We start from the raw sequence: 25,861 nt of genomic DNA on the forward strand, positions 1-25,861 counted from the left end.
GCTCGGTTGCCCGCTACGCTGACCATCATGTCGATGGAGTCCGGAGCGATCGAAGAGCAGATCCCGCCGCAGGGGCACGTGAAGGTCGTCTACCTCGGACCCGTCGCCCCGCACTGGGAGGTGCACGGCATCTTCGGTGACGGTCGCATGATCGACCAGTTCCGCCAGCGGGCCGTCGCCCGCCTCCAATTGCTCCCCCCACACGACCCGCAGTTCCGCCGCAACCGCGAGCGCGTCGCCCGCGACGCCGAGCGCGAGCACCTCATTCTCGAGTGGGACCTCGGCTACGACGAAGGGGCGTAACGGAACACGCGAGAGTTACACGTTCTCGTTCTCGTTCTCGTTCTCGTTCTCCGGTGTCGGGTGCTCGCCCGTCACCATGAAGCCCACCCGCTCGGCGATCGTCACCGCGTGGTCGGCGATGCGCTCGTAGTGCCGGCCAACGAGCGCCATCTGCACCGCGAGGAGCACCGCGGCCTCGTCGCTACTGTCGTTCGCGAGGATGTGACGGAACAGGCTCTTGGTGAGGTCGTCCATCGCGTCGTCCATGTCGGCAAGCGCGGCTGCCCATGACGGGTCGGCGTCGGCGAACGCGTCGATCGCGACGCGCGTCTGGTTGCTTGCCTGCGAACCCATGCGGTCGATGATGCCGCGCAACTTCGGGTCGAGCTGATGCGGGTAGAGGCGGCGCGTGGTCTTCGCCACGTTCACCATCAGGTCGGCGCTGCGTTCGAGCTCGTGTCCCAAGCGCATGACCGTGACGAGGAAGCGCAGGTCGGTTGCCAATGGCTGCTGGCGCGCGAGCAAGAGGAAGGTGCGATCCTCGATCGAGTGCGTGAGGTCGTCGATCTCGTCGTCGTTCTCGATCACGTGCTCGGCCGCCGCGAGGTCACCGTCGAGCAGAGCCTGTGTTCCCCCGGCGATTGCCTCGGTGGTCAGCGCGGCCAGCCTGATCACGTCGACCCGTAACTCGTCGAGTTGCTCGTGGAACGTCTTGCGCGCCTCAGCAGGAAAACTGTCGGGGAGCGGAGTGGTTGCCACGCACCCATTGTGCCCCGTACGCACCGCAGACGCGAAGCCCGTGCGGGCCGGTCCGTTCGCTCTTCACCGGTCGTTCACCTGATCGCCATTTCAGGGCAACGGTCCCGCAACACAGCGTCCCTACGATCGGCAACGACGAACGGGCTCACACGGGGCTGTTCGGACGGCCTTCGAGGCCCGGAGTGCGTGGCCGAGAGGGCGCCAACGCCAGAGAGTGTGGGGGCGGGACAAACCCCCCGGCCCGCACCCCACACGCTGGCGTTTCGCCTTCAGCTTGCGACGGGAACGCGCGCGCGGTGTCGGTCGCGACCGCGTTCATGGTGAGTGACGCGAGACGCACGACCTCGAGGGGCAGGTCACGGAGCCGCGCGGCGGGGAGCGTCGTCTGCACAGGGGTCCATCTTCGACGGAACGCTGGCCGGCCCGACGTCGCTGTTCTCAGTGTTTGCTCGTTGTTCACCTTCGCGCCACGACGCGGCTACGGCCTCGCTACGGACGGTCCGTACGATCCGACGAGATGCCACCCCCGACAAGGAGGAACTGTCCTGATGCGTCGCTCCTTCACCCGCGTGTGCGGGTTCGTTCTCGCCGCCCTCGCGCTGCCGGTGCTGGCAGTCGGCTCGGCCACCGCCGCGACCAAGACACCCACGACGACGACGGTGAAGCTGGCGTCGACGTCGCTGAGCGGCGACGGCTCCACGTTCCAGAAGGGCTTCAACGACGTCGCCATCGGCTACTTCAAGCAACAGCAGAAGGGCGTGTCGATCAGCTACCAGGGTGTGGGCTCGGGCCAGGGCCGGACCGACTTCGCCAACAAGGTGGTCGACTTCGCGGGCACCGACGCTCCGTACGCAGCCGGCGCCGCTCCCACCGACCCCTTCTTGTACTTCCCGACGGTCGTCGCACCCATCACGGTGTCGTACAACGTGTTGGGCGTGACCGGGCTGAAGCTGTCGCCCGACTCGATCGCCAAGATCTTCCAGGCGCAGATCACCAAGTGGGACGACGCAGCGATCAAGACCGACAACCCCACCGCGAAGCTGCCGAGCACGACGATCACCGTGGTGCACCGGGCCGACGGTTCGGGAACGACGCAGAACTTCACCAACTTCCTGGTGAAGGCGTCGCCGACCGTATGGACCCTCGGAACGGGCTCCACAGTGCAGTGGCCGGCGAGCACGCAGGGTGCCAGCGGAAACGGCGGGGTCGCCCAGTTGGTGAAGTCGACCGACGGTGCGATCGGCTACGTGGACTTCTCCGACGCGGTGGCGGGCGAGCTCACCTACGCGTCGATCAAGAACTCGAGCGGCAAGTACGTCAAGGCGAGCACGACGTCGGCGTCGTTGGCGCTCGAGGGCCTCACGATCAACCCCGACCTCACATTCGACCCGATCAACGCCTCGGGCGCCGCGGGATACCCGATCACGGCGCCGACGTGGATCATGGTGTACGCGACCCAGGCCGACGCCAAGAAGGGTGCCGCGCTGAAGGCGTTCCTGAAGTTCATCTACGGCACCGGTACCAACCAGGGCCAAACGCTCGCCAAGACGGTCGACTACGCGCCGCTGCCCAAGAGCGTGCTCGCCAAGGCCAAGGCCCAGCTCAGCAAAGTCATCGTCCCCACGTAGACGTTCAGCTCCCGCGTTTGTCGTGAACGAATAGATTCGGGATCGCCCGATGGCCGTCAGTGCTCCGCCGCGCCCCAGCACCCCGCCGGCCCGGACACCGGGCCTGAGCGGCGCGGACCGGCCTCCGGGCGTCGTCACCGACCGCATCTTCGGATGGCTTGCGCTCGCGAGCGGTCTGCTCGTGATGGTGATCCTGGCACTCATCGTGTACTCGACCGTCGACCACGCCTGGCCCTGGTTCGAGAAGGAAGGGCTCGGGATCTTCGCCGACAACTGGGACCCGGCACACGGCGACTTCGGCGCCGGCGCGATGGTCTACGGCACGTTCCTCGTCGGGCTGATCGCGCTCGTGATCTCGGTACCCGTCAGCGTCGGGATCGCGCTGTTCGTCACCGAGGTCGCGCCGCGCCGGCTGCGCCGTCCGGTCGTCTACACCGTCGACCTGCTCGCGGCGATCCCGTCCGTCGTGTACGGGCTGTGGGCATTCCTCGTGCTGGCTCAGCCGATCTCCGGCGTCTACGAAGACATCTCGTCGGTGACCGGTGACATCCCCGTGCTCGAGACACTCTTCGCCGATCCGAGCAAGACCGGTCTGAGCTACATGACGGCGGGCATCGTGGTCGCGATCATGATCACGCCGATCATCACCTCGATCACCCGTGAGGTGTTCGCGACGACGCCGGTTTCGTTGCGGGAGGCCGCGTACGGCCTCGGCGCCACTCGGTGGGAGATGATTCGCGGCTCGGTGTTCCCGCACAGTCGCGGTGGCGTGGTGTCGGCAGTGATGATCGGCTTCGGGCGCGCCATCGGTGAGACGATCGCGGTCGCGCTCGTCATCGGGAGCAGCCAGCAGATCAGCGCACACCTCTTCGGGCCCGGCGAGACGCTGGCAAGCATCATCGCCAACCAGTTCGGTGAGTCGACGGGCGTCTACCAGGCTGCGCTGATCGGGATGGGCGTCGTGTTGCTCGCATTCACAGTCGTCGTCGGCATGTCGGCGCGCTTCGTGATCGCGCGCTACGAACGGCGCACAGGGGCGACGGCGTGACCGCGCCGGTCGTTACCGATCGCCGGTCTCTCGTCGCGCCACGTCCCGGTTCGAGAGGCCGACGAGCGCGGAACGCGGTCGCGACCGCGCTCATCGCATTCGCGTTTCTTCTCGCGCTCGTGCCGCTCGTGTTCATCGTCGGCTACGTCGTGCAACGAGGCTCCGAGATCCTGAGCTGGAGCTTCCTCACCCAGCCGCTGCCGTTCTCGGAGCGGATACCCGGGCCGGGCATGGGTCCGGCCGTTGCCGGCACGCTCTTGATCACCGGTAGCGCTGCGTTGATGGCGATCCCGCTCGGGATCCTCGGAGGGATCTATCTGAACGAGTACGGCGCGAAGAGCCCGCTGGCACGAGTCGTCCGGTTCTTGTCGGAGGTGATGACGGGCGTCCCGTCGATCGTGATGGGCCTGTTCATCTACACGTTCGTGGTCCTGAACACCCACGAGAAGAACGCATTCGCGGGTGCACTTGCCCTCGCCTGCCTGATGCTGCCGATCGTGATCCGCACCACCGACCAGATGTTGGCGCTGGTCCCGAGCGAGCTCCGCGAGGGGAGCTACGCACTCGGGAGCAGGCGGGCCCGCACGATCCGGTCGGTCGTGCTGCCGAGCGCGGCACCCGGGATCGTGAGCGGCGCGCTCCTCGCGGTTGCCCGAGCCGCGGGAGAGACCGCTCCGCTGCTCTTCACCATCGGGCTCGTCGAAGATCACACCAACTGGAGTCTCTTCAACGGCACGAACACGGCGTTGTCGACGCAGATCTTCGCGAACGCTCGGTCGTTGTTCCCGAGCGCGCAAGACCGGGCGTGGGGAGCCGCGCTCACGCTCATCCTGATCGTGTTCGTGTTCACGATCCTCGCCCGGCTCGTGACCGCATTCTTCGGCCGTCGCCAGACGGCCTGACCCTTTGGACGAAACCCATGCTTACCGAAGAAGACCTTGCTACTAACGTCGCGGCCGTGGCGACGGTGCCGGCCGAGGAGCCGAGCGCGCAGGAGGAGCCGGCCCGCGAGCTCGTGTTCGAGTTGCACGACGTCGAGGTGAGGTACAGCGGTCACACCGCCATTCGCGAGGTTGCCCTCGACGTCGCCGCGAAGGAGATCACGGCGTTCATCGGACCGTCGGGGTGCGGAAAAACCACGGTGTTGCGTTGCCTGAACCGCATGCACGACATCACCCCCGGCGCGCAGGTGCTCGGATCGGTGAGGTACCACGGCGAAAACCTGTACGGACCCAAGGTCGACGCGGCCGAGGTGCGGCGTCGCATCGGCATGGTGTTCCAGAAACCCAATCCGTTCCCGAAGACGATCTTCGACAACGTCGCCTACGGCCCGAAGATCAACGGACGGAAGCGCTCCGAGCTGTCCGACATCGTCGAGCACGCGCTGAACCGCGCTGCGCTGTGGGACGAGGTCAAGGACAAGCTCGAGCAGAGCGGTCTTTCGTTGTCGGGCGGGCAACAGCAACGTCTCTGCATCGCACGCGCGCTCGCGGTCGAGCCCGACGTCGTGCTCATGGACGAACCCTGTTCCTCGCTCGATCCGATCGCAACCGCGCGCATCGAGGACCTCATGGAGGAGCTCAAGCGCGATTTCACGATCGTGATCGTCACACACAACATGCAGCAGGCGGCGCGCGTGTCGGATCGAACCGCGTTCTTCACCGCCGAAGTCGACGGCGAGGGACACCGGGTGGGGCGACTCGTCGAGTTCGACGTCACCGAGAGGCTGTTCACCGCACCGAGCGACCCTCGCACCGAGGGCTATATCACGGGACGGTTCGGCTGATCCGCGTCGGGGGCTTCCCGGTTCCGCGAATGGTTGTCGAGCCAGGACGCGAGCGCGAGCACCGCATACAGGACCGACAACGCGGCGGTGAACCACCGGTACTCACTCGGCGTCGGGGGTATGAGCACGGCGCACACGATCGCGGCACCGAGGAAGAAGAGCGCACGCTTGTCCATCAGAACGCTTCCAACACGAGGTACGAAAGCGCGGCTACCAGCGCGGCTCCGGGGATGGTGAAGGCCCACGCCCACACGACACGCCCGGCAACACCCCAGCGCACGGCCGAGAGCCGTTGGCTCGCGCCCACGCCCACGATTCCGCCGGTGATGGTGTGCGTCGTCGACACCGGAATACCGGCGACGGACGTGAAGAACAGCGTGCCGGCGGCTGCCGACTCCGCGCACACACCGCTCACCGGCTGGAGCCGTGTGAGCTTGGTGCCCATCGTCTTCACGATGCGCCACCCACCGGTCAGCGTGCCGAGCGCGATCGCGGTGTGGGCTGACAGCACTACCCAGAGCGGCACGCTCGCGTTCGGCCCGAGCTCCTTGGTGGCGACGAGCAACGCGAGGATTACGCCCATCGTCTTCTGGGCGTCGTTGGCGCCGTGCCCGAGGCTGTACGCGCCGGCCGACAGGAGCTGCGTGCTACGGAACCCGCGGTTCAGTCGCTCCACGCGGTGGTACCGGTGTACCAGCCACGACACACCGACCATGCTCACGAACGACAGCGCAAGGCCGGCGAGTGGCGCGAGCACGATGAACACCGCGATCGTGCGAAGTCCTTCCCACACCAGCACGCTGAACCCGGCCTTGGCCACCGCGGCGCCCACCATGCCACCGATCAGCGCGTGTGACGACGACGTGGGCAGCGCGAGGAAGAACGTGAAGAGGCTCCAGAGGATTGCGCCGATCAGCGCAGCGAAGATGACGCCGATCGACAGCACGCTCTGGTCGACCACGTCGTTCGCGATCGCGCTGGCCACGTGGGTGCCGAAGATCAGGAACGCGACGAAGTTGAAGAACGCGGCCCACGCCACCGCGAGCCGCGGTGACAGCACACGCGTCGACACGACGGTCGCGATCGAGTTGGCGGCATCGTGGAATCCGTTGACGAAGTCGAATCCGAGCGCGACGACGACAACGAAGCAGAGTGCGGCAGTCTCCACGGCGCGATTACGCGTGCTTCAAGACGATGCTCTCGACGATATCGGAGATGTTCTCGATCGCGTTCACCGAGGCCTCGATCGCCTCCACGATGTCTTTCCACTTGAGCACGGCGAACGCCTTGAAGTCGCCGGAGAAGAGGTGGGCCACCGATCGGCGGTAGATGTGATCGGCCTCGGTCTCGAGCCGGCCGATCGTCTCGAGTTCGCCCTCGACGTCGCGCAACCGGGGGAGCTTGGCAACGAGCGCGACGTTCGCCTCGGCTGCCTTCACGAGGATGTCGACGAGGTCGCGCGCTTCGGGCAGCGGCTTCTCGACTCGGTGCAGCACCAACAGCTCGGCGGCTGCCTGCATCTCGTCGACAACGTCGTCGAGCTCCTCGGCGAGCGCGTGGATGTCTTCGCGGTCGAAGGGTGTGACGAAGCTCGAGTTGAGGCGCCGGAGGATCGTGCGTGTGAGCTCGTCGCCGCGGAGTTCGCAATCGGTCACGAGGTTCACGAGCTTCTCGAGGTCGCGACTCCCGGACACGCTGCCGAGGTCGTCGGAGAACAGGTCGAGGAGCTCACGCAGACGCCGAGCGCATTCGGCCACGTTCTCGGCCGCTTCGTTGAACAGCGGGTAGAACCCGTCGTCGCGTGGGACGAGGCGGAACCGCATCGCCGAACCTCCAGGGAGCGTCTCGGAACCGTAACCTCTGAGCGAAGCCTCCGCGCGAACCGGAACCCATGACACCTCGCCGCCGAGAGCAGCCTTCGATCGCCGCCCTGGAACGGATCGCGGCGGATTCCACGACCGCCGCCAACCGTTCCCGCTCCCAACGCGACCGTCTCGCGGCGGTGCTGTCGAGCTCGGCGGAGGGCGTCGTGGTCGTCGATGCCGACGGCATCGAGGTCTTCCGCAACGCGGCCGCGGCGCGCTTCCGCCATGCCCGTCACGCGGATGCAGTGGCCGAGAGCACCATCACGTCGTTGCTCGAGCGCGCCCTGGCTGGCGAGACGTGTGAGCACGAGCTGCACCTGTTCGGACCGCCACCTGCCGTCCTCCATCTGCGCGCGCTACCCCTGTCCGAAGGTGGCGTGCCCCTCGGCGCCGCGGTGCTCGTGCACGATGTTTCGGAGATCCATCGGGTCGAGAGCGTCCGGCGTGACTTCGTCGCCAATGTGAGCCACGAGCTGAAGACGCCGATCGGCGGGCTCGAGCTCCTCGCCGAGACGCTCGCGTCGGAATCCAAGCCTGCCGTGATACGCCCGCTCGCCGAGCGCATGGTGAAGGAGGCCGAGCGGCTGGGGCGCATTGTCGACGACCTCCTCGACCTGAGCATCATCGAGACGCAGGCGTCGCCGGCTCGCGACCCGATCCGCGCGACGACGCTGCTCGAGGAAGCGGTCGATCGCATGCGGCCGGTGGCGTCGGCACAGGACATCAAGATCCGGCTGCGCGACGACGCCGAGGACGCGGTGGTGGCGTGCGATCGGCGGCAGATCGTGAGCGCGATCGCGAACCTGCTCGATAACGCGATCAAGTACTCGGAGCCGAAAAGCGTTGTGGACGTGAGCGCCCACGTCAACGACGGCGCCTTCGAGCTCTCGGTGCGCGACGAGGGCATCGGGATACCGAAGCGCGACCTCGAGCGAATCTTCGAGCGCTTCTACCGAGTCGACCAGGCGCGGAGCCGCGCTACCGGGGGGACCGGGCTGGGGCTTGCGATTGTGCGACACGTTGCGCAGGCCCACGGCGGCGACGTCACCGTCGAGTCAGTCGAGGGACAAGGTTCGACCTTCCGCTTGAGGCTGCCGCTCGACACCGTGGGTGATACGCAGCTCGCTTCCGAGGAGCCGTGATGGCGGACGCGCCTTTGATCCTTGTTGTCGACGACGAGCAGTCATACCGCGACGCGCTGCGCGTCGCGCTCGAACGGGAGGGCTTCCGCGTGGAGGTGGCGGCCGACGGGGCGGAAGCGATCCAGAAATTCGACGCGGTGCGACCCCAGCTCGTGCTCCTCGACCTGATGCTGCCGCGCATCTCAGGAGTCGATGTGTGCCGCGAGTTGCGCACGCGCTCGCAGGTCCCGATCATCATGGTGACGGCTCGCAACGCCGAGATCGACGCGGTCGTGGGGCTCGAGATCGGCGCCGACGACTACGTGACCAAGCCGTTCCGCCTGCGTGAGCTCGTGGCGCGCGTGCGCGCCGCGTTGCGGCGCGGCCGCCCGGACGACGCTGGCTTCGACGAGCACGGTGATGTGCTCGAAGTGGGCGACGTGCGCCTCGATGCCGCGCGCCACGATGTCGCGGTGCGCGGCGAGCGCGTCGCACTGCCGCTGAAGGAGTTCGAGCTGCTCGAACTGCTGCTCGCGAATGCCGGGCGCGTGCTCACCCGCGACGTGCTCATCGATCGCGTGTGGGGCCCCAACTACTACGGCGACACGAGGACGCTCGACGTGCACGTGAAGCGGCTTCGCGCCAAGGTCGAGGACGATCCTGCGCACCCGGAGCGCATCGTCACCGTCCGCGGCGTCGGTTACCGCTACGAGCAAGGCTGATCCGGACCAGGATCAGCTCACCTTGGCCAGCGCGGCCTCGTACTCCGCTTTGGCGCGGGGGGTGGCGAGGTCGGGTGACGCGAACGTGTCAACGACCACGCCGTCCTTGTCGAGCACGAACGTGGCTCGGTTCGCGCAACCGAGTGCCTCGTTGAACACGCCGTAGGCCTTGGCCGCCGCGCCGTGGGGCCAGAAGTCGCTCAGAACGGGGAACGTGAAGCCCTGCTGCCCCGCCCACGTTCGTTGCGCGTGGCGGGTGTCGCAGGAGATCGCGAGCACCTGCGCGCCGGAACGCTCGAACGCCGACGGGTCGTCGCGGATCTCGCACAGCTCGCCCTGGCACACACCGGTGAAGGTGAACGGGTAGAAGACGATCACGACCGGCTGGCCTCGGAACGACGACAGCGTGACGTCGTTGCCGTCTTGGTCTTTCAGGGTCAGGTCGGGGGCGGTGTCGCCGACTGCGATCATCGATGCTCCTCGGCTCGGGGCTCGGCACGCTAGTGCCGCGCTCGCGCTGATCAGCTCGTCGGTACGTCCAGGCTTTCGAGCAGCGCCCGAACCCGCCGCGCGATCTCGTCGCGGATGGGTCGCACCGCGTCGACGTCCTGGCCGGCGGGATCGTCGAGCTCCCAGTCTTCGTAGCGCTTTCCCGGGAACAACGGGCACGCGTCACCACAGCCCATGGTGACGACCACATCAGCGGCCTGCACGATCTCGTCGGTCCACGGCTTCGGGAACTCGCTGCTGATATCGATCCCGACCTCGGCCATCGCCGCGACCGCCGCGGGGTTCACCTCGTTTCCCGGCTCCGAGCCACCCGACCACGCGACCGCGCGGTCACCCGCCAGGTGTTGGAACCACCCGAGCGCCATCTGCGAGCGCCCCGCGTTGTGGACGCACAGGAACAGGACGGTGGGCCTATCCGTCATGGGGCATGACGAGGTCTTTCGCGGGGATGTCGGGGCGCAGGAAGCGAGCCAGCGCGACTGCGAGGAGCGCGCCTGCGACCTGGGCGACGACGAACGGCGGGACGCTACTCGGCGCGATGCCGGCGAAGGTGTTGGTGAGTGACCGGCCGATTGTGACCGCGGGGTTGGCAAAGCTCGTGGAAGACGTGAACCAGTACGCGGCGGCGATGTAACCGCCCACCGCGAACGCGGCCACCTGCGCGCGTCCGGCGCGCACGACGCCGAGGATCACGAGGAGCAACCCGAACGTCGCGATCACCTCGCTGAACCAGAGCGCGCCCGACGATCGTGTGTGCGTGGAAACGGTGACCGCGGGAAGCTCGAACATCAAGTTCGCGACCATGGCGCCGACGGACGCGCCCACGACTTGTGCCGCCATGTACACGAGCGCTTCAAGGGTCTCGATGCCGCCGAGCACGCGGTCGGCCAGCGTGACCACCGGATTGAAGTGCGCGCCCGATACCGGTCCGAGCGCGAGGATCAGCGCCACGAGCGCCGCGCCCGTCGCGATCGAGTTCTCGAGGAGCTCGATGCCGATGTCGTCGGGTGAGAGGCGCTGCGCGTAGATCCCGGAGCCGACGACGGCCGCAACGAGCAGCGCGGTGCCGACGGCCTCCGCCGTCGCGCGTCGCGCGAGGTCGACGTTCAATGCGGATCTAACTGCAACGGCTGGACGACTCGGGTGCGTCTGCGCAGCAGAGCGCGTCGCTCGCAGGATCCACGGTACGCAGTTCACCGGGCGCCATCTCCACGTCGGCGAGCACGGTGTAGATCTCCCACGGACGCTGGTCGGGCGCGTCGACCCAGACCTTGTCTTGCACCGCGTAGCAGCAGGCAACCCCGTCCTCCGTCGCGGTGGGGAGGTCCTCGCCCCGCAACCGAGCGTCAGTGGCCGCGACTTCTTCCGTGGTCTCGACTTCGACGCCGAGGTGGTTCAGTGACCCGGGTTCGCCGTGTCCCTCGATCAGCACGAGCTTCAGTGGGGGGTCGCTGACGGCGAAGTTGGCGTAGCCGGGCCGGACCTTGGCGGGTTCGGTGGCGAAGAGCTTGGAATAGAAGCTGATCGCCTCGTCGAGGTCGGACACGTTGAGGGCGAGTTGGACCCTGCTCATCACTTGCTCCAGTCGGTGCTGATACATTGGCGAATGTCGATTGATTGATCGTAGCCGATGTATCGATGGGTGTCAATGTCTCAGCCTGAGCCAGCCGCCGGTTGTTGTGCCTCGGTGCTCGCGGCGCCGCTGGCAGAGCACGATGCCGAGGATCTCGCCCGGGTGTTCGCCGCGCTCGGGGACCCCGTCCGCCTCCGCCTCCTCAGCCTCGTCGCGGATGCCGGTGAGATCTGCTCGTGTGACCTCCTCGTGCCGCTCGGCAAGGCGCAGCCGACGGTGTCGCATCACACGAAGGTGCTCGCCGACGTCGGGCTCATCGTGGGCGAGAAGCGTGGCCGCTGGGTGTGGTGGCGCATCGTGCCCGAGCGGGTCGCGGCGGTGCGCGGCGCGCTCGAACGCGAGCGTGCGTCAGCCTGACGGCTGGTCGCGCAGCGCCGACGACACCGCTTCCGCGGCGCCGGTCAACCGCGCGCGGACCACACTCATCAGTGGCGTGACCGCGACGTAACCGTCGCGGATGATCGCGACGTCGGTCCCGGGCGCGGCATCCGCGCGTCCCTGGAACTCGAGCTTGAGATCGCCTCCCGACGCGTCGGCTGACGCGATCCACACCTCGCCATGGGGTGCGAGCTCCGCCTCACGGACGCCCTTCATCTCGTGCATCGGCAGGTTCGGGACATTGACGTTGAGGACGCGCGGCATCCCGCCATCGGGCTTCGCAACCCATTCCACCGCCGCCGCCGCGAACGCGGCCGCGGTGTCCCAGTGGTACTCGTGCTCGGTGTTCCACGGCAGGCTCACCGCCAGTGCGGGAATGTCGAGGCCGGCAGCAGTGAGGGCGGCGCCGACGGTGCCCGAGTGGATCACGAGGTGCCCGGTGTTCGCGCCGGGATTGACCCCCGACGCGACGAGATCAGGAGGATCGCCGAAGGCACCGAGGGCCGCGCCCAGCACCGCGGTGGCGGGCGGCGCGTCGAGCGCGTGCACGGGCACGCCGGGCAGATCCGGCCAGTGGTGACGGACGACCTCCGGCGGCTCGGTGCCGAAGAGCTTGCCGATCGCGGCACCGGAGCCACTGCGGTCACTGGAGGGCGCGACCACTATGACGTCGTGGCCGTCGGCGACGAGCGCGGCGGCAAGGGATTTGATGCCGGGAGCGTCGACACCGTCGTCGTTCGTGACGAGGATCCGCACCGGCTCACCGTAGTTGCCGGGAGCAGAGCGTTATGCAGCTCGCGGTGGGAGGTAGTGCGCGCCGAAGATGTCACCGTCGCGGGTGTCGAGCACCCAGATGGAACCCTTCTCGAGGCGTTCGTCGTCGATCGGCACGCCGGCGCGCTCCAGGTGGCCGATCACGTTGGCGACGACGTCGCCGTGCGTGCAGAGCGCGGCCGTTTCGGCCGTGACCTTCTCGAGCAGTCGGAGCGTGTCGGTGAGCGATGCGCCCTCTGCGAGCGCGTCGGACAACTCGAGGGGAAGGCGCAGGCGCTGCGCGAGCGGATCGAGTGTCTGACGGCATCGCACGAAGGGGCTCGAGACGAGCTGCTGTACTCCCGCGTCGACCAGTGCATCGGCGATGCTCTCCGCCTGGCGATGACCCGCCGTCGCCAGGGGGCGGAGGTCGTCATCGGCCGACCAGCCGCGGCGGCTCCCCGCCTTGGCGTGGCGAACGAGGTAGATGGTCACCTGTCCTCCAGGGTGTCCTCGGGGAGCGTGGCCAGCAGGCGCCGGTCGGGCAAGTACGACAGCAGTTTGTCGGCTTCGCGGCGCGTGCACCAGCGCAGGTCGTCGATCTCGTCGTTGGGCGCGAACTCGTGGCTCACGGAGAGTGGTTCCATCAGCCAGTAGCGCGCCACCTTGGGCCGTCCTGCCGAGTCGGTGTAGCGCGTCTCACCGGCGGGCTCGCCGAGGGTGCAGCGCAGCCCGGTCTCCTCCTCCACCTCGCGAAGCGCCGTGTCCTCGTCGCTCTCGCCGGGGTCGGCCTTGCCTTTGGGGAAGCTCCAGTCGTCGCGGGGCCGGTGAACCAGCAGCACTCGCCGACCGTCGGGATCTGCCCGAATCACGATGCCGCCTGCCGCGCGAACTACATCACCGGCTACATCCACTGGCGGAGTTGCTTGCGCCGCGCGCGCGCCCAGACTTCGGGCCACTGCTCGCGGGCAGCGACACGCGCCGCGTCGCGCTCGATCGCGACGAGCTCGCCCGCGACGAACGCCGTGGGCCCGGTCGCATGGGTGCGCAGCCACTGGCCCGTGACGACCGCGTCCTGGTGTTCGCCGAGCACGTCCTGCACCGACTCCATTGCGCGCGCAAAGCGCCGAGCGTCCTTGCCGAGCGCGGGTGCGACCGCTTCAGCCGCGTACCGGCAGCGCTTGGCGTGGATTCGCACGCGGTGGAGCTCGTGGTCGTCCGGTGCGGGACCGAGCGCCTGCACCGCGTCGCGCAAGTTCCGCCATGGCCTCCGTACGAAATCGGAGAGGTCGCGCTCGTCGTCGTCTTCGTCGAGATGCTCCGCGAACTTCGGTGCGCGCGCCGCGTCGACGAGCGTGTCGAGGAGAGCGAAGTAGCGTTCGGAACGCATCTCGCGGAGCAACTCAACCCGATATTGCTCACGGCGCTCCGAGAGCGTGTCGAGCAGTTGCTTGCCGTCGTCGGTGTCGGAGGGTGGGAGCTCGGCGAGCCGCGCCTCGAGGCGATCGAGGAGCACCTCGGTGTCGCGCACTGCGCCGAGCAGCGCGCCGAGCCACTGCAGCTGTGCGCGAATCGGCTCGCTCCACGCCTCGTCGAGCACCGAACCGAAGGTCCGCAGGTCGGAGCGGAGCCGGCGCGTGGCAACGCGCGCCTGGTGCACCGCTTCCGGGTCGGTGCCGAGCCGCACGCCGGGATCGTTGCCGATCAGGCGGAGGGCGGCGGTGGCGATCGCAGCCTGCACCACCTCGGCCGGCGTGGACGCGATGTCGAGCGGTCGCGGCGGGACGAGATCGGGAGGTTCGGCGGCACGCGGTCCGAGCGCGCGCACGATCTTGGGGACGGGATCGGGATGTCCCGCTCCCGCCGCGCGCAGCCGCGCGACGAGCGCGGCAACCAGCGTTGGCGATGCCGAATCCTCCAGCTCTACCTCGAGCTCTCGGAACCGTGCCGCGAGTCGGATACCGTCGAGCAACGAAACCTCGTCGTCGACGACCTCGCCGATCGTGGCACCGTCTTCGTCGCGCAGTACGACGCGGTTCCTCACCGTGTTGAGCCGCGCAACCGGTGCCAGTGGCGCGCGGCGGATGAGCGCGAGCACGAGGTCGACGGCGGCTTGGGGTGGTTCGCCCGGCTCGCCGTCGAGATGCAGCTCGTGGCGTGTGAGCGCTTCGGCATCTCTTGCGACCGGCAGCTTCACCGTCCAGCCTTCCGCGTTCCGGTACCGCAAGCTCGCGCCGGCGCGCGAAAGCCGGAAGTCGTCGGTATCGAAGTACGTGGCCTGCAGCCGGATCATGTCAGGCGCGTCGGGATGCAGGCCGTCGACCGTGCTCAGGTCGGGAAGCTGGAAGAGCGGTCCCGGCGAGAACTTGAACTCGTGCTCCCGCTGTCCGCTCTCGGCGGCTCCGCCTTCTTGATGGCTCGCTCTCTGCGAGCCGGGATACCCGGCTCGCTCACGATCGCTCGCGTGCGGACGCTTCGCTTCCGGCGTCACGACGCGTGTGCGCGAGCGATGGCGAGCTCTTGGAGGCGCCGTTGCGTCGACTCGCCGACCAGGGTGGGCAGCTTCTGCCACGCGCCGTCGGAGGTGAGCTCCCACGCCAGCGTGTCGTCGGCGAGGTTGGCGTCGAGCAGCTCCGCCAAGCGCGCGCGCAGGCGAGGGTCACTCACCGGCGCGAGCGCTTCGACGCGCCGGTCGAGGTTTCGTGGCATAAGGTCGGCCGAACCGATGAGGTATTCGGCCTCGGCGGGATCGGCGCCGAACCGGAACACCCGAGAGTGCTCGAGGAATCGGCCCACGATCGAGCGCACTCGGATCGTCTCCGACAACCCCGGCACTTGCGGGCGCAGGCAGCAGATGCCGCGCACCAGCAGGTCGATCCTGACACCGCGTTGAGCCGCCGCGTAGAGCGCGTCGATCATCCCCGCGTCGACGAGCGCGTTCATCTTCATCGTGATGCAACCGTCGCGACCTCTCGCCGCTTCACGCTCGATGCGCTCGACGATCGCCTGCCGGACGTGTGATGGCGCAACGAGCAGCTTGCGGTAGAAGACCTGGTGGCTGTAGCCGGTGAGGTGATTGAAGAGGTCGGTGAGGTCGGCGCCGAGATCGGGGTCGGCGGAGAGCAGCCCGAGGTCTTCGTAGGTGTTCGCGGTCTTCGGGTTGTAGTTCCCGGTGCCGACGTGGCAGTAACGCCGGATACCGTCGGCCTCCTGCCGCACGACGAGGAGCACCTTGGCGTGCGTCTTGAGCCCGACGAGCCCGTACACCACGTGTACGCCTGCTTCTTCGAGCACGCGGGCACGTTCGATGTTGGCTTGTTCGTCGAACCGCGCGGTGAGCTCGACGAGTGCCACCACCTGCTTGCCCTGCTCGGCTGCCTTGATGAGAGCACGCACGATCGCGCTCTCCGGACCGGCGGTGCGGTAGATGGTCTGCTTGATCGCGAGGACGGCGGGATCGCTCGCGGCCTGCTCCACGAACTGCTCGACCGATGTGGTGAACGAGTCGTAGGGATGGTGCACGAGCACATCGCCGGCTTGGAGCAGGCGGAAGAAGTCGGGGGCGGTGTCGCCCGCCGTGAGCGCAGCCTGGGTCTGCGGCAGCCACACTTCGTCCTTCAAGTCCGGGCGGTCGAGCGCGCACAGTGCCCAGAGCCCACGGAGGTCGAGCGGTCCCTCGATCCTCGTGACGTCAGCTTCCGAGAGCTCGAGCTCCCGGCAGAGCAGAGCGATCGTCTCGCGGCTCATGTCGGTGTCGACTTCGAGCCGCACGACCCGGCCGAACCGGCTCCGGCGACGCAACACGGACTCGACCGCCTCGAGGAGATCCTCGGCTTCGTCTTCGAGCTCGAAGTCGGTGTCGCGGGTGACGCGGAACGGAGAGTGCGCGAGCACTTCCATTCCGGGGAACAGCGCGTCGAGCTTCGCCGCGATCAGCTGCTCGAGCAGTACGAAGCGCTGGCCGTCGGGGAGCTCGAGGAAGCGCGGGAGGAGCGGTGGGACCTTGACACGCGCGAAGCGCTCCTCGCCGGTCGCGGAGTCGCGAACAGTGACGGCGAGGTTGAGCGACAGGTTCGAGATGTACGGGAAGGGGTGGGCGGGATCTACGGCGAGGGGCGTGAGCACGGGAAAGATGCGCTCGGTGAACAGCTCGTCGAGATGGGCACGATCGTCGGCCGACAGATCGTCCCGGTCGGCGAACGCGACGCCGCGCTCCTCGAGCGCGGGCACGAGTTCCTTCGCGAACACCGCGGCCTCCCGCTCGCAGAGGTCGCTGACCCGGCTGCGGATCTCGCGGATCAGGTCGACGAGATCGAGGCTGTCGGGCGTGGTGGTGCGCAGGCCGGCCGCGAGCTGTTCCATCATTCCGGCGACCCGTACCTGGAAGAACTCGTCGAGGTGCTCGCTCACGATCGCGAGGAACTTGGCGCGCTCGAGGAGCGGGACGGCGGCATCCTCGGCGAGCGCGAGGACGCGCGCGACGAAATCGAGGAACGACAGCTCCCGGTTCAGGTAGCGCACGCCGACTGCCGGAATAGCTGAAGGATCGGCCTCCGCGCCGACGGCGACGTCGATGCCGGCCATCGGCCAACTGTATCGGGTACTCCGAGCGGCCGGCTCGGCCCCGGTATCGTGAGTGTGGCGATGAGCACCGACCCTCGCTTCGCCGAGCCCACTCCGTTCGCGAGGCTCGTCTACGCCCACGCGATCAGCGTCGCGGGGGACGCCTGCCTCACCGTGTCGCTCGCGGGCTCGCTCTTCTTCCAGAACCCCACCGGTGCGGCGCGGGGCAAGGTCCTCCTCTACCTCGTCCTCACGATGGCGCCGTTCGCCATCGTCGCTCCGGTGCTGGGTCCCGCACTCGACCGAAGCCGCGGCGGGCGGCGCATGCTCGTGATCCTGTCGGCCGCCGGCCGGGCCGTGCTGTGTCTCGCGATGGCCCAGTACATCAGCAAGTCGGCCCCTGAGGGGCTGCTCGTCTACCCGCTCGCGTTCGGGGCGCTGGTCCTGGCGAAGGGCTATTCCATCGCCAAGAGCGCGCTGGTGCCCGCGCTCGTCAGGAACAAGAGCGAGCTGGTCAATGCCAACTCCCGTCTGGCGTTACTGAGCGTGATCGCGGCCATCTTGGGTGGTCTGCCGGCCGCCGGCGTTCAGCACCTCTTCGGTGCCGACTGGTCGTTGCGCGTCGCTGCGGTCGTCTTCGCCGCCGCGGCAATCCTGGGGTTCCAGATCCCGAAGGCGCCCACGAGGGGCCCGGCGGACAGTCGCGACGACGAGGTGATCGAAGCGGAGCTCCACCAGCCGAGCATCCTGCTCGCCGGGAGCGCGATGGCCGTGCTCCGTGGCAGCGTCGGTTTCCTCTCCTTCTTCACGGCTTTCGCGTTGAAGAACGACCTGTTCGGGTTGGGGGTCACGCTCGGCGCGGCTGCGGTTGGCGGATTCGTCGGTGTGGTCGCGGCGCCGATCGCTCGCCGTTCCGAACGCGAGGAGGTGATTCTCGCGTCGGCGCTCGTGTTGCCGGCGGCGTTCACGCTGTTCGGCGCGTTCATCGGTGGGACGTTCGGGTTCATGATGGCCGCGTTCGCCGTCGCGATCGGAGCAGCCGCCGGACGGCTCGGCTTCGACAGCTTGCTGCAGCGCGACGGACCCGACGCCGTGCGCGGTCGTGCGTTCGCGCGCTTCGAGACGCGCTTCCAGCTCGTTTGGGTGATCGGCGGGATACTCGGCGTGATCCCGATCGCCGAGAAGTTCGGCCTGTTCGTGCTCTCGGTCGTGTTGCTCTGCGCAGCCGCTTCGTACGTGGCGGCGCTCCGCGCCGCACGACGGCGAGGGATGCGCACGAAGCTGATGCCCGATTCGGTCGATCGAGCCATCACTCGGTCGCGCAACCACGCCCTCGACCGCGTCCGCAAGCGCTTCAAGAAGCCTTGATCATGGGTCACTCACTGCGAATCGGGGATACCCCGATTCGCAGCCGTTCGTTCCCGTCCTACTTGTCCCAGCCGCTCGTGGCGCCGCGGGTCATGCCGTAGGGGCCGACCGGCCAGTTGAAGCAGTCGACCATGAGCGTGTCGACCTGCTCGCGGGTGGCGATGCCCTCTTCGACGACGCGGTTCGCCTCCTGGATCATCGCGAAGTACACGCGGTTGGCAACGAAGCCCCACGCCGTCGTCGTGTCGTTGATGACCACGGGGTTCTTGCCGCACGCCGCAGCGACGTCGGTGACCGTGTCGACGGTCGCGTCGCTCGTACCGGGAGCGCGGATGATCTCGGCGAGCCGCATGACGACCGGGGGAGACGCCCAGTGCCAGCCGATCACGAGTTCCGGCCGCGAGGTGACCTCCGCGATCTGCACGATCGGGAACCCCGACGTGTTCGACGCGAGGATCGTCGTAGCCGGCGCGGCCGCGTCGAGGTCGCGGAACACCTGCTGCTTGAGCTCGAGATTCTCGGGCACGGCCTCGACCACGAGGTCGACCGCGGCCGCCTCGTCGAATGACGACGTGAACGTGAGCCGTGCGACCGCGGCGTCGGCGTCGGCGCGGCTCATCTTGCCGCGCTCCACACCGCGCTCGAACCCGTACCGTCCGGTGGTGACGTGCTCGAGCGCACGCTCGAGTGCGCCGGCGTCGAGGTCGTAACAGACGGTCTCGTACCCGGCGGTCGCCGTCACCTGGGCGATACCGCTTCCCATGACACCCGCCCCAATGACACCCACCTTCATTCTTTGCTTCGCTCCCACTGCGCTACTTCCGCTCGCTGCGCTCGCTCCAACTCTCATTGCTCCGCTCCCACTGCGCTACTTCCGCTCGCTGCGCTCGCTCCATCCGCTCCGTTCGCTCCGCGGCGGCCGCACGCGCGCAGGACCCGTCTTCGGGCTCTGGTTTGCTACTCGGGAAGGTTGATCCTGGCAAGCCAGAGGCCGGGGGCTTCGAGTTCGTTCGGTGTGGGGAGCATCGACTCGCTTTCCCACAGCCGGTTCAGCCCTTCGACTCCCGCGCGTTCGACGACGCCTTCGCAGAACGCCTGCCCGAGCTCGTAGTGCGCCCGCTCGAGCTTCAAGCCGAGCAGTCCCTCGATGAACCGCTCGGCCTCGCCGCGCTCGACGCGATGGCGGAGCATCGCTTCGTGGATGCGCTCGAACGTGGGCACCAGACGCCGACCCACGCGTTCCGTCACGTTGTCGGCGTAACCCTCGATCACCGCCGTCAGGCGCTGCAGCTCCTCGCGCGGCGCCGCCTGGCGCGGTGACTGCATCGCACCGAGGATGCGCTCGGGGCTCGCGGTCATCGACTCGAACGACGCGGGATCGCTCGGGTCGATCGTGCCGAACTCGGCCTCGAATGCCGCGGGGTCGATCTCGTAGCTCGACACGTAGTCGACCGCGAGTCGGAGGAGTCGGGCCCGAACCCACGGTACCGAACGTTCGGCCGCGTGCACCACTTCGTGGAGCGCGAGGTAGAAGCGCAGGTCGTCACGCGGGAGCGTCCACTCCTCCTCGAACCCGTCGACGTTCGGTACCACGAAGCACAAGCTCGGTTCGTCGCCGTCGGGCAGCGCGCCGGTTGGCAGCGGCAGGTCGTAGCGACCGAACGCGTGCTGCGCGAGGTATCCGATCATCGAGCCCGCCTGCACGCCGAGCAGCGCCGGTGCCACCATCCGGAGCACGTCGCCGAGCGGTAGGCCGGGTGGCAGACCGGGGAACATGGCCGACAGGTCTTCGTCGGACTCGGGAACGTCTCCCGCCGAGCGCATCGCGTCACCGAGCGTGGTGGCGAGCGCCTCCAGCACGGGGCGGAGCGCGACGAGGTGCAGGTCGACCCAACCCTGCGGGCCGACGGTCTGGATCGAGGTGGCGAAGGTCGCATAGAGACCGGTCTCCGCGACCACGAGGGTCTGCGCCGCGTGCACGAGCTCCTCGAACTGCTTGCGGTCGGCCACGTCGATCGGCGGCTCGGGCCGACCCTCGAGCGCGACCCATTCGGCCGTCTGGCGCGCGACCTCCCAGTTGACCGGGCCCGTCGACGACAGCATCCGCATCATCTGGCTGAAGTCGATCTGGGAGAAGTCGAACGTGGACGGGTCGAACAGGAAGGCGGGAAGGAACGGCTCCGTCGAAGCGTTGTCGTCGCCGTCGCCGTTCGGATCCCCGGGTTGAGGATTGTCCGCCACGCGGTCAGTGTATGGAGGTGCCTGCGGTCGCCGTCACCGGCGCATCCGGGCTCGTGGGGCAGCGGCTGCTTCCGTTGCTCGTCGAGCACCCCGACGTCACGCGTGTCGTCGCGCTCGACGTGCGCGAGCCGGGATGGCGGAGCCGCAACCTCGAGTTCCACCGGGTCGACATCGCGGGCACCAACCTCGAGCCGCTGCTGGAGGGCATCGACACCGTCGTGCACCTCGCGGGCGTGGTCGACCCGATCTCCGACGAGGCACTGATGGCGCGCGTCAACATCGAGGGAACGCGGCACGTGCTCGCGGCGGCGGCCGCGGTCGGTGTGAGTCGGGTCGTGCGTATCTCGAGCGCGACGGTGTACGGCGCGTGGCCGAACAACCCGGTTCCGCTCACCGAGCAGGCGTCGCTTCGGCCGAACCCTTACTTCTCGCCCGCGGTGCAGGGGGCGGAGGTCGAGAGGCTCATCGCCGGGTGGCGCGACGAACATCCCGGGGTGACCGTCACCACGCTGCGCTCGGCACCGGTTGTCGGCCCGGGCGCCGAACGCCTTCCCGCCCGCATCATCCTCGGACGACCCCCGCTGCGCGTGCGCGGCGCGTCGATGCCGGTGCAGGTCGTTCATGTCGACGACCTCGCGGCTGCGCTCGTGCTGGCCGCGACGCGCGACATGCCGGGCGTGTACAACGTCGCGGCCGACGGCTGGCTCGACGCGGCCGCGGCGCGCGCGATGCTCCCGCGCACGAGCGTTCCGCCGGTACCCGCAGAGGTGCTCGAGCGCGTGCTGCGGCGCACGTGGGCGCTCGGTATGGGTGACGTGCCGCCCGGCGTGGTGCCGTACCTCGTGCATCCCTGGGTGATCGCCAACGACAAGCTCAAGGAGGCGGGCTGGGCGCCGAGCCGCACGAACGAAGAGGCCATCACCGAAGCGCTCTTCGCGCTGGCGCCTCGTCGCGCCCGGTCGGGGGTGATCGCGGCGGCCGTGGTGCTGGCGGCGCTGTTCGGTGCAGTCCGGATCCGCCGCCGCCGGCGCACCAAGCGGCACGCCCGACGGTGACGCCCGACGGCGAGCTCGCGTTCCGCACACTGGCGAGGAGCCACTACGGCCTGCTCGGCGGGTGGCTCCGGGAGCCTCACGTCGCTCGCTGGTGGATCGGGCCATCCACCCCCGCGGCACTCGAAGCGAAGTACGGCCCGCGCATCGACGGCCATGACCCGGCCGAGGTGTTCATCGCCGAAGTCGGCGGGCGGCCGTTCGGGCTGATCCAGCGCTATCGAATCAGTGACTGGCCCGAGTGGTCGGCCGCGGTCGATGCCGACGACGGCGCCGGCATCGACTATCTGATCGGAGAGCCCGAACGCGTCGGTCGGGGCCTCGGGTCGCGCATGATCCGGGCGTTCGTACCCACCGTGTTCGAGCGGTACCCCGAGCTCACGCGTGTCGTGGCCGCGCCGCAGCAGGCCAACGTGGCGTCCTGGCGCGCGCTCGAGAAGGCCGGGTTCGCGCGCATCTGGTCGGGCATGCTCGAGAGCGACGACCCGTCCGATGCGGGCCCGGCATTCGTGTACGCGCGGGAGCGGCTGAGGCGAGCGACCGCGGCGCAGGTACCCTACGCCGCAGCGAGCCGGGGCCCAGCGGCCCGGCGCCGAAGGCGCCAAGAGCGGGAGAGTTAGCGACCGCGCGCCAGTGCGGCGACGAAACGATCGAGCTCTTCTTCGGTGTTGTAGTAGTGGACCGACGCGCGTGCGACGGCGTCGAGGTTGCGCGCGCCGAGGTCGTAGCGCGCAAAGTCGATCGTCGAGACGGAGATGTTGATGCCGTCGGTGCGCAGGCGCGCCGCAAGCGTGAACGGGTCCTCGTGCTCCACCGTAAAGGTGACGATGCCGCATTGCTCGAGCCCGCGATCGTGGAGCGTGAGGCCCGGCACGGTGTTCAGTCGTGCGCGGAGCACGTCCCCCAACATCGTGACGCGTTCCGCGATCGCGTTCACGCCGAGGGCGAGCGCGTAGTCGACCCCCGCGCCGAGGCCGAGTTCGCTCGCCACGCTGTGCTCCCAGGTCTCGAAACGACGCGCGTCGTCGCGGATCTCGATGGCGTCGTCGCGCACCCAGCGGGCCGCGTGCACGTCGAGGAACGGTGGCTCCAGCCGCTCGATCCACTCGCGCCGCACGTAGAGCAGTCCGGTCCCGCGTGGTCCGCGCAGGTACTTGCGCCCGGTGGCGGACAGGAAGTCACACCCGAGCACGTCGACGTCGATCGGAAGCTGGCCGGCGGCTTGGCACGCATCGAGCAGGTACGGCACTCCCGCGTCGTGTGTCACCGCGCCCACCTCGGCGGCGGGGTTCACGAGCCCGCCTTGCGTGGGGATCCACGAGATCGCTACGAGGCGTGCCCGGTCGTCCAACATCTCGCGCAGCGCGTCGACCGAAAGCTGGCCGTGCTCGTCGTCGGGGACCACCTCGACGAGCGCGCCCGTCCGGCGTGACGCCTGCAAGAACGCGATCACGTTGCTCGCGTACTCGGAGCGTGACGTGAGGATCCGGTCGCCCGGTTCGAATCGCGCCGCCAGCGCGTAGAAGACCATGTCCCACGCGCGCGTCGCGTTCTCGATCAGCGCGATCTCGTCGGGATCCGCGCCGACGAGTGCAGCGACCGAGCTGTAGACCGCGGCGGACCGCTCGGCGACCGCGTCACCCGCCGCGTAGCCTCCGATGCGAGCTTCGAGCTCGAGATGCTCGATGACCGTGTCGACCACGATGCGCGGGGGTAGCGACGCGCCCGCGTTGTTGAGGTGGACGACGTCGCGACAGCCCGGCGTGTCGGCGCGGACGCGCTCGACGTCGATTGTTGTGCTCAGGACGCTGAGACCAGGTTCTTCGCGCGCCACTCGGACCAGTCGTCGGTGAAGTAGCGCACGCGGGTCTTCTTGTACTCCTTGATCGACCACAGGAGCGCGTACTCGTCGACGCCGGTCTCGTCGCGGATCGCCGCGATCGTGGTCTCGCAGTCCTTGGCGTTCTTGCCATGCACCATCGTGAAGATCGAGTACGGCCAGTCGTCGTAGGTGGGGCGCCGGTAGCAATGGCTCACCAGCGCGAACCCCGCCATCTTCGGGCCGATCTCCTCGAGCTGGTCCTCGGGCACCGCCCACACGCCCATCGCGTTGGCCTTGAACCCGGCCGAGCGGTGATTCATCACCGCAGCGAACCGGCGCATGAGCTTGCGCTCCTTGAACGACGACAGCAGGTCGAGCACCGTCGCTTCGTCGCACCCGATCAGCTCGCCGTACGCCCCGAACGGGCGCTCCACGAGCGGAAGGTCGTCCTGCACCACGCGGACGGCCGCGACCTCGAGCTCCGACAGGTCGGGCGCGTCCATGTGCTCGCGCCGTTCGGGACGCTCGTGCTCCAGCACCTCGGCCTTGGCGTCGGCCGCGGTGTTTCCCGTCATGTCGAGCTTCACCCCGATCTTGTAGAGCTTCAGCGTGGGAAGCCGGCGCGTCACGAGCGCGCCAGACTCGCGGTGGAGCACGTCGACATGCTTCTCGAGCGAGTCGCCGGGCGGTACCGCGATCGTGTACCAGAGGTTGTACGCGTGGTTGCGCTTGTAGTTGTGGCTCACGCCCGGATGGCCGCTGATGACGGCGGCCGCCTCGTCGACGCGCCCAGGGTCGATCTTCGCGGCGACGAGTGCCGAGCCGTACCCGAGGGCGCGGGTGTCGAAGATCGCCGAGAGCTGGCGGAGCACGCCGAGCTGTTTGACACGCGCGATTCGCTCGCGAACCGCAGGTTCGTCGATGCCGAGGCGTTCACCCAGGACCGCGTACGGCCGGGGTTCGAGGGGGAAGTCCCATTGGACCGCGTTGAGCAACTCGCGGTCGAGGTCAACGAGGCGGTCCTCGCCGGGCGTCGCGGTGGCGGTCATCCCGTCATCGTCGCGCAGCCCGAGCGAAGCGCGGCAATTCAGTCCCCCGCGGAGTTCAGTTGTCGGGTGCGACGGGCGGCGGCCCGGCCGTCAGCGTCGCGGTGGTCGAGTGCTGGACCCGGCCACGGCGGTACCGGATGACGAGCGAGTCGGCGGGTCGGCGTCGCCGCCATTCCGCCATGAGATCACCCACATCACCCACGCTGTGGCCGCCCGCTCCCGTGATCACGTCGCCCACTTCGAGCTTGGACTCGGCCGCCGGGCTGTCCGGCACCACGCCCGTCACCTTTGCCCCGGGACGGTCTCCGGCGTCGACCGCGGTGAGCCCGAGCCAGCCGTGCGTGACCTTCCCGCTCGCTTCGATCTGCTGACGCACGTCGTCGGCGACGTCGATCGGCACCGCGAGCCCCGGGTCGGGGACGCCGGGTGGCGTGATGAGGATCCCGACGATCCGCCCGTTGGTGTCGAACAGCGCACCCCCCGACGTGTCGGGCGCGGTCAAGAGGTTGGCCTGGAGCAACCCCGCGATCGTGGTGCCGATCGTGGTGGGAACCATCCGGTTGAGTCGGGAAATGACGTTGATGGCGACAAACGGGTTGTTGCCCTTGGTCATCGCGACGGCGACGACCGGTTCGCCGACGTTTGGAGCCGAATCGGCCAACGGTTGGTACGAGAGATCGGCTCCCGAGACTTCGAGGAGCGACAGGTCGGTGTCCGCATCGAAGCCCATGATCTTGGCGGGGAACGTGCGGCCGTCGCTCGTGAAGATGACGACCGAGCCCGCCCCGATGAGCAGATGTGCAGTGGTGAGGACACGGTTGCTGCTGACCGCGACGCCGGACCAGACCGTGGTGGTGTCGCCGGCAGTGGCGCGAACGGTGACGATGCTCGGGCCGCCGGCCTGGCTCACACGCGCAGCAATGGCATAGTCGACTGCGGCGTTCGGGGGGATGATGGCCGGCGGCGGGAGTGGTGATCGGTTCCGTTCCCCGAGCGCGCCGAACGCCACGAGGACGAGCAGTGCGGCGGCGACGCCGACCGCCGCCGAGACGAGCCCGATGACCCATTCGCGCGGGCGCGCCTGCACGGGCGGCAGCGGGTTCGTGACGTACGAGTGCAATTCGCTCGGATGGACCCATGGTCGGTCGAGCGGATCCGGGCGCGGGCCGTTCGGCGTTTCGTCGCGCTCGGACGCGCCGTCATCGCCCTCCGGACCGGACACCGCGCGGAGTGTACCGACGGCCTTGTCCGCCTTCTTGTCGCCTGTTCTCGCCCTGGGCG

General features: G+C 68.5%; 28 protein-coding genes and 1 pseudogene. 11 read left to right on the plus strand and 18 right to left on the minus strand.

Annotated features, from left to right (window positions below; translation table 11 throughout):
* Positions 1–27: 27 nt before the first annotated feature.
* Positions 28–303 carry a hypothetical protein gene (locus WD271_11465; protein MEX1008450.1) on the plus strand — a complete coding sequence of 92 codons (276 nt, stop codon included), beginning with the start codon at positions 28–30 and terminating at the stop codon, positions 301–303.
* A gap of 15 nt (positions 304–318) precedes the next feature.
* Here WD271_11465 and phoU read toward each other — a convergent pair whose 3' ends face one another.
* The gene (phoU, locus tag WD271_11470; protein ID MEX1008451.1) at positions 319–1,041 is read right to left on the minus strand and encodes a phosphate signaling complex protein PhoU; all 723 of its coding nucleotides are present in this window, start codon (positions 1,039–1,041) and stop codon (positions 319–321) included.
* Between the two features lie 548 nt (positions 1,042–1,589).
* Between phoU and pstS the strand changes: the two genes are divergently transcribed.
* From pstS to pstB, 4 genes are read left to right on the plus strand one after another with little or no spacing between them, the layout of a single operon-like run.
* Complete coding sequence (pstS, locus tag WD271_11475) at positions 1,590–2,669, plus strand: phosphate ABC transporter substrate-binding protein PstS (protein MEX1008452.1); 1,080 nt, start codon at positions 1,590–1,592, stop codon at positions 2,667–2,669.
* Between the two features lie 49 nt (positions 2,670–2,718).
* Positions 2,719–3,717 (plus strand): phosphate ABC transporter permease subunit PstC, encoded by a 999-nt coding sequence (pstC, locus tag WD271_11480; GenBank protein MEX1008453.1) that lies wholly within the window; start codon positions 2,719–2,721, stop codon positions 3,715–3,717.
* Positions 3,714–4,619, plus strand: a complete 906-nt coding sequence (gene pstA / locus WD271_11485; protein ID MEX1008454.1) for a phosphate ABC transporter permease PstA — start codon at positions 3,714–3,716, stop codon at positions 4,617–4,619. The genes pstC and pstA overlap by 4 nt, the downstream gene beginning before the upstream one ends.
* Positions 4,620–4,636: 17 nt before the next feature.
* The gene (gene pstB, locus WD271_11490; protein MEX1008455.1) at positions 4,637–5,503 is read left to right on the plus strand and encodes a phosphate ABC transporter ATP-binding protein PstB; all 867 of its coding nucleotides are present in this window, start codon (positions 4,637–4,639) and stop codon (positions 5,501–5,503) included.
* On the opposite strand, the gene WD271_11495 is transcribed toward pstB, so the two are convergent.
* From WD271_11495 to WD271_11505, 3 genes are read right to left on the minus strand one after another with little or no spacing between them, the layout of a single operon-like run.
* On the minus strand, positions 5,479–5,679 hold the full coding sequence (locus tag WD271_11495; protein MEX1008456.1) for a hypothetical protein: 201 nt from the start codon (positions 5,677–5,679) through the stop codon (positions 5,479–5,481). The two genes, pstB and WD271_11495, sit on opposite strands and share 25 nt — an antisense overlap.
* Positions 5,679–6,671, minus strand: a complete 993-nt coding sequence (locus WD271_11500; GenBank protein ID MEX1008457.1) for an inorganic phosphate transporter — start codon at positions 6,669–6,671, stop codon at positions 5,679–5,681. Before WD271_11500 ends, WD271_11495 begins: the two co-directional genes overlap by 1 nt.
* A gap of 7 nt (positions 6,672–6,678) precedes the next feature.
* Complete coding sequence (locus tag WD271_11505) at positions 6,679–7,326, minus strand: DUF47 family protein (GenBank protein ID MEX1008458.1); 648 nt, start codon at positions 7,324–7,326, stop codon at positions 6,679–6,681.
* Positions 7,327–7,394: 68 nt separating this feature from the next.
* On the opposite strand from WD271_11505, the gene WD271_11510 reads away from it, so the two are divergent.
* Positions 7,395–8,510, plus strand: coding sequence for an ATP-binding protein (locus tag WD271_11510; GenBank protein ID MEX1008459.1), 1,116 nt, complete (start codon positions 7,395–7,397; stop codon positions 8,508–8,510).
* A complete protein-coding gene (locus tag WD271_11515) occupies positions 8,510–9,211 on the plus strand; it encodes a response regulator transcription factor (protein MEX1008460.1) in 702 nt (233 codons plus the stop codon). The genes WD271_11510 and WD271_11515 overlap by 1 nt, the downstream gene beginning before the upstream one ends.
* Positions 9,212–9,223: 12 nt before the next feature.
* Here WD271_11515 and WD271_11520 read toward each other — a convergent pair whose 3' ends face one another.
* The 4 genes and pseudogenes from WD271_11520 to WD271_11535 all read right to left on the minus strand — a co-directional run bounded on the left by WD271_11520 (position 9,224) and on the right by WD271_11535 (position 11,294).
* A complete protein-coding gene (locus WD271_11520; GenBank protein ID MEX1008461.1) occupies positions 9,224–9,682 on the minus strand; it encodes a peroxiredoxin in 459 nt (152 codons plus the stop codon).
* A 50-nt stretch (positions 9,683–9,732) separates the two neighbouring features.
* Positions 9,733–10,134: pseudogene (locus tag WD271_11525) on the minus strand (arsenate reductase ArsC).
* Positions 10,133–10,831: an MIP/aquaporin family protein gene (locus tag WD271_11530; protein ID MEX1008462.1), complete on the minus strand. Its 699-nt coding sequence runs from the start codon at positions 10,829–10,831 to the stop codon at positions 10,133–10,135. The pseudogene WD271_11525 and the gene WD271_11530 overlap by 2 nt, the downstream one beginning before the upstream one ends.
* A 7-nt stretch (positions 10,832–10,838) precedes the next feature.
* Positions 10,839–11,294: an ArsI/CadI family heavy metal resistance metalloenzyme gene (locus WD271_11535; GenBank protein MEX1008463.1), complete on the minus strand. Its 456-nt coding sequence runs from the start codon at positions 11,292–11,294 to the stop codon at positions 10,839–10,841.
* Positions 11,295–11,408: 114 nt separating this feature from the next.
* On the opposite strand from WD271_11535, the gene WD271_11540 reads away from it, so the two are divergent.
* Positions 11,409–11,711: a metalloregulator ArsR/SmtB family transcription factor gene (locus WD271_11540; GenBank protein MEX1008464.1), complete on the plus strand. Its 303-nt coding sequence runs from the start codon at positions 11,409–11,411 to the stop codon at positions 11,709–11,711.
* Here WD271_11540 and WD271_11545 read toward each other — a convergent pair.
* From WD271_11545 to ppk1, 5 genes are read right to left on the minus strand one after another with little or no spacing between them, the layout of a single operon-like run.
* Positions 11,703–12,488, minus strand: coding sequence for a 5'/3'-nucleotidase SurE (locus WD271_11545; protein MEX1008465.1), 786 nt, complete (start codon positions 12,486–12,488; stop codon positions 11,703–11,705). The genes WD271_11540 and WD271_11545 overlap by 9 nt on opposite strands.
* A gap of 30 nt (positions 12,489–12,518) precedes the next feature.
* Positions 12,519–12,980 (minus strand): phosphoglycerate mutase family protein, encoded by a 462-nt coding sequence (locus tag WD271_11550; protein ID MEX1008466.1) that lies wholly within the window; start codon positions 12,978–12,980, stop codon positions 12,519–12,521.
* On the minus strand, positions 12,977–13,444 hold the full coding sequence (locus WD271_11555; protein ID MEX1008467.1) for an NUDIX hydrolase: 468 nt from the start codon (positions 13,442–13,444) through the stop codon (positions 12,977–12,979). Before WD271_11555 ends, WD271_11550 begins: the two co-directional genes overlap by 4 nt.
* Positions 13,390–14,976, minus strand: a complete 1,587-nt coding sequence (locus WD271_11560; GenBank protein MEX1008468.1) for a CYTH and CHAD domain-containing protein — start codon at positions 14,974–14,976, stop codon at positions 13,390–13,392. The genes WD271_11555 and WD271_11560 overlap by 55 nt, the downstream gene beginning before the upstream one ends.
* Complete coding sequence (gene ppk1 / locus WD271_11565; GenBank protein MEX1008469.1) at positions 14,973–17,069, minus strand: polyphosphate kinase 1; 2,097 nt, start codon at positions 17,067–17,069, stop codon at positions 14,973–14,975. The genes WD271_11560 and ppk1 overlap by 4 nt, the downstream gene beginning before the upstream one ends.
* Positions 17,070–17,129: 60 nt before the next feature.
* On the opposite strand from ppk1, the gene WD271_11570 reads away from it, so the two are divergent.
* Positions 17,130–18,416 (plus strand): MFS transporter, encoded by a 1,287-nt coding sequence (locus WD271_11570; GenBank protein MEX1008470.1) that lies wholly within the window; start codon positions 17,130–17,132, stop codon positions 18,414–18,416.
* A 58-nt stretch (positions 18,417–18,474) separates the two neighbouring features.
* Here the strand turns inward: WD271_11570 and WD271_11575 are convergent, their stop codons facing one another.
* Both WD271_11575 and WD271_11580 read right to left on the minus strand, forming a co-directional pair.
* Positions 18,475–19,209 carry a 3-hydroxyacyl-CoA dehydrogenase family protein gene (locus tag WD271_11575; protein MEX1008471.1) on the minus strand — a complete coding sequence of 245 codons (735 nt, stop codon included), beginning with the start codon at positions 19,207–19,209 and terminating at the stop codon, positions 18,475–18,477.
* Positions 19,210–19,373: 164 nt separating this feature from the next.
* Positions 19,374–20,657, minus strand: a complete 1,284-nt coding sequence (locus WD271_11580; protein MEX1008472.1) for a zinc-dependent metalloprotease — start codon at positions 20,655–20,657, stop codon at positions 19,374–19,376.
* 17 nt (positions 20,658–20,674) lie between these two features.
* On the opposite strand from WD271_11580, the gene WD271_11585 reads away from it, so the two are divergent.
* Together WD271_11585 and WD271_11590 are read left to right on the plus strand one after the other, a co-directional pair.
* The gene (locus WD271_11585) at positions 20,675–21,712 is read left to right on the plus strand and encodes an NAD-dependent epimerase/dehydratase family protein (GenBank protein ID MEX1008473.1); all 1,038 of its coding nucleotides are present in this window, start codon (positions 20,675–20,677) and stop codon (positions 21,710–21,712) included.
* Complete coding sequence (locus WD271_11590) at positions 21,709–22,329, plus strand: GNAT family N-acetyltransferase (GenBank protein MEX1008474.1); 621 nt, start codon at positions 21,709–21,711, stop codon at positions 22,327–22,329. Before WD271_11585 ends, WD271_11590 begins: the two co-directional genes overlap by 4 nt.
* Here WD271_11590 and WD271_11595 read toward each other — a convergent pair.
* From WD271_11595 to WD271_11605, 3 genes are read right to left on the minus strand one after another with little or no spacing between them, the layout of a single operon-like run.
* Positions 22,326–23,543: an aminotransferase class V-fold PLP-dependent enzyme gene (locus WD271_11595; GenBank protein MEX1008475.1), complete on the minus strand. Its 1,218-nt coding sequence runs from the start codon at positions 23,541–23,543 to the stop codon at positions 22,326–22,328. The genes WD271_11590 and WD271_11595 overlap by 4 nt on opposite strands.
* Complete coding sequence (locus WD271_11600; protein ID MEX1008476.1) at positions 23,510–24,580, minus strand: AsnC family transcriptional regulator; 1,071 nt, start codon at positions 24,578–24,580, stop codon at positions 23,510–23,512. The genes WD271_11595 and WD271_11600 overlap by 34 nt, the downstream gene beginning before the upstream one ends.
* Before the next feature lie 55 nt (positions 24,581–24,635).
* On the minus strand, positions 24,636–25,802 hold the full coding sequence (locus WD271_11605; GenBank protein ID MEX1008477.1) for a trypsin-like peptidase domain-containing protein: 1,167 nt from the start codon (positions 25,800–25,802) through the stop codon (positions 24,636–24,638).
* Between the last annotated feature and the right edge of the window lie 59 nt (positions 25,803–25,861).

It is taken from the genome of Acidimicrobiia bacterium (genome assembly GCA_040880805.1).
Taxonomy (GTDB): domain Bacteria; phylum Actinomycetota; class Acidimicrobiia; order IMCC26256; family DASPTH01; genus DASPTH01.

Bases quoted from the DNA above. Each gene is read 5' to 3' on its own strand.
- WD271_11465 (MEX1008450.1), top strand. From the start codon at position 28: ATGTCGATGGAGTCCGGAGCGATCGAAGAGCAGATCCCGCCGCAGGGG.
- pstS (MEX1008452.1), top strand. From the start codon at position 1,590: ATGCGTCGCTCCTTCACCCGCGTGTGCGGGTTCGTTCTCGCCGCCCTC.
- pstC (MEX1008453.1), top strand. From the start codon at position 2,719: ATGGCCGTCAGTGCTCCGCCGCGCCCCAGCACCCCGCCGGCCCGGACA.
- pstB (MEX1008455.1), top strand. From the start codon at position 4,637: ATGCTTACCGAAGAAGACCTTGCTACTAACGTCGCGGCCGTGGCGACG.
- WD271_11495 (MEX1008456.1), bottom strand. From the start codon at position 5,679: ATGGACAAGCGTGCGCTCTTCTTCCTCGGTGCCGCGATCGTGTGCGCC.
- WD271_11505 (MEX1008458.1), bottom strand. From the start codon at position 7,326: ATGCGGTTCCGCCTCGTCCCACGCGACGACGGGTTCTACCCGCTGTTC.
- WD271_11510 (MEX1008459.1), top strand. From the start codon at position 7,395: ATGACACCTCGCCGCCGAGAGCAGCCTTCGATCGCCGCCCTGGAACGG.
- WD271_11515 (MEX1008460.1), top strand. From the start codon at position 8,510: ATGGCGGACGCGCCTTTGATCCTTGTTGTCGACGACGAGCAGTCATAC.
- WD271_11520 (MEX1008461.1), bottom strand. From the start codon at position 9,682: ATGATCGCAGTCGGCGACACCGCCCCCGACCTGACCCTGAAAGACCAA.
- WD271_11535 (MEX1008463.1), bottom strand. From the start codon at position 11,294: ATGAGCAGGGTCCAACTCGCCCTCAACGTGTCCGACCTCGACGAGGCG.
- ppk1 (MEX1008469.1), bottom strand. From the start codon at position 17,069: ATGGCCGGCATCGACGTCGCCGTCGGCGCGGAGGCCGATCCTTCAGCT.
- WD271_11570 (MEX1008470.1), top strand. From the start codon at position 17,130: ATGAGCACCGACCCTCGCTTCGCCGAGCCCACTCCGTTCGCGAGGCTC.
- WD271_11575 (MEX1008471.1), bottom strand. From the start codon at position 19,209: ATGAAGGTGGGTGTCATTGGGGCGGGTGTCATGGGAAGCGGTATCGCC.
- WD271_11600 (MEX1008476.1), bottom strand. From the start codon at position 24,580: ATGACCGCCACCGCGACGCCCGGCGAGGACCGCCTCGTTGACCTCGAC.